Source organism: Limosilactobacillus ingluviei str. Autruche 4, from assembly GCF_000312405.1.
Taxonomy (GTDB): domain Bacteria; phylum Bacillota; class Bacilli; order Lactobacillales; family Lactobacillaceae; genus Limosilactobacillus; species Limosilactobacillus ingluviei.
Window position 1 is genome coordinate 105,691 of sequence record NZ_HE997177.1, and the last position, 1,604, is coordinate 107,294.

2 protein-coding genes and 2 tRNA genes are annotated in these 1,604 nt (G+C 52.1%); all 4 read right to left on the reverse strand.

Annotated elements, in window-relative coordinates; translation table 11 throughout:
* Positions 1-480 (reverse strand): aspartate/glutamate racemase family protein (locus BN54_RS10445; RefSeq protein ID WP_040470214.1); only part of this gene is annotated, 480 nt, incomplete at its 3' end.
* Positions 481-547: 67 nt separating this feature from the next.
* Positions 548-1,210, reverse strand: a complete 663-nt coding sequence (locus BN54_RS09260) for a hypothetical protein (protein ID WP_019206920.1) — start codon at positions 1,208-1,210, stop codon at positions 548-550.
* Positions 1,211-1,276: 66 nt separating this feature from the next.
* A tRNA-Gln gene (locus tag BN54_RS09265) sits at positions 1,277-1,348 on the reverse strand.
* A gap of 10 nt (positions 1,349-1,358) precedes the next feature.
* A tRNA-Tyr gene (locus BN54_RS09270) sits at positions 1,359-1,441 on the reverse strand.
* Positions 1,442-1,604: the final 163 nt, after the last annotated feature.

Genomic DNA, 1,604 nt, shown 5'->3' on the forward strand with positions numbered 1-1,604 from the left:
TTCAGTCGCCGCTAGCAATTCCGGCGTCGGTTTGACAATCTCATAGCCGGCCTTGGTCAAATACCCATCATACAAGCCCGATTGAATCGTTCCCGGTGTGGCCAAGAGGCCGACCCGCTTCGCTTGCGGCGTAACCTGCTTGATTTCTTTGACCGTCTCTTCAATCATGTTCAAAATTGGAATTGACGTGGCAGCTTGCAATTCATCATAAAAGTAGTGGGCCGTATTGCAAATCAACACAAAAAAGTCTGGCTTCAACAGACTTTGCTGCCGAATATCTTCCAATAAGGCTGGCCGCGGATCTTCTTTTCTGTGATCCAAAATCCAACTGGTCCGATCCGGCACCGTCGCGTGGTTGACCACGATGTAATCGTAGTAATCTTGATCCGCATGCGTCGGGGTCCGTTGATCCAATAAGCGCACGTAGGATTCCGTGGCCAAGGTTCCCATCCCGCCTAACACTGTAAAGAAATGCTTCATTTTCATTACCTCATTCCCCTGCAAGAGCCACTCGGCCCCGCAATTTACTTGTTAATTTTAACACATTTTACTTGTGGCTGGAAAAAGCCACCGGATCAAAGGCCGCAACCTGGCGCAGCCAAGCCGCTGTCCCCGCATCCGCCGCCGGTGCGGCTACAAAGGGAAAGGGCCCCAATAACGCTTGCACGGCGGCCCAATTTAAGTGCTCCGCCCGCCAAAACTGCTGTTGCAATTGCCGGGCCAAGGCTTCGGTTTGTTCCGTTTGCTGGGCCTGCAACAGGGTCAACGCTGCCGCTTGCCGGCTGAGCTGCGCCGCGATTAATTGATCAACTTCCGCTGCACTAGGGAGCTTTGCCAACCCGACCCGCTGCTTGAGGGGCACCGCCGGGACTTCACGGTGCAAAAAAGCTGCTAAAACGGGCCACGCCAAACTGACTTGCGCCCAAAACTGCCAGGGTACCCGCCCCTGGGCCGTCTGCAGCAAGGCCGTCAGTGCCGCTTGGCCATCGCCCGTCGCTAATAGTGGCTGCGCCAACTCTTGCAAACACCGTTGGGCACTTTCTTGTAATTCTTGGGGGAGGTGCCGTTTCGCAGTCAGGGCAAACCGGGCCACTAAAAAATCTGGCCCCTGCCCATCCGCAATCGTTCGCTGTTGGCGGTGGACCCGCCCTTTTAACGTCCGGTGATGACTTGCCCGGGCTACGCGGGCAAACTGACCTTGTTTTGGCATGGTGAAGCTTCCTTTCTTGAACGTAAATAAACAAAAAAGCCGCCACCACCGTGACGACTTTGTCAGTTGGGCTAGCTGGATTCGAACCAGCGCATGACGGTACCAAAAACCGTTGCCTTACCGCTTGGCCATAGCCCAATAATTAAAATGGAGGAGAGTGGATTCGAACCACCGAACCCGAAGGAACGGTTTTACAGACCGTCGCGTTTAACCAGACTTCGCTACTCCTCCGTAAGGTTAATCGTTTCATCTGAACAATCAACGTATATTATAATACACAATCCCCCACCCGATTGCAAGGCTTAATTTAATTTTTTTGGTTCTACAATATTTGGTACTGATAGGAGTAAAATCCTGTTAGTACCATTTTTGTTAATTACGGTTTTGTATGTAC

Bases quoted from the DNA above. Each gene is read 5' to 3' on its own strand.
- BN54_RS09260 (WP_019206920.1), bottom strand. From the start codon at position 1,210: ATGCCAAAACAAGGTCAGTTTGCCCGCGTAGCCCGGGCAAGTCATCAC.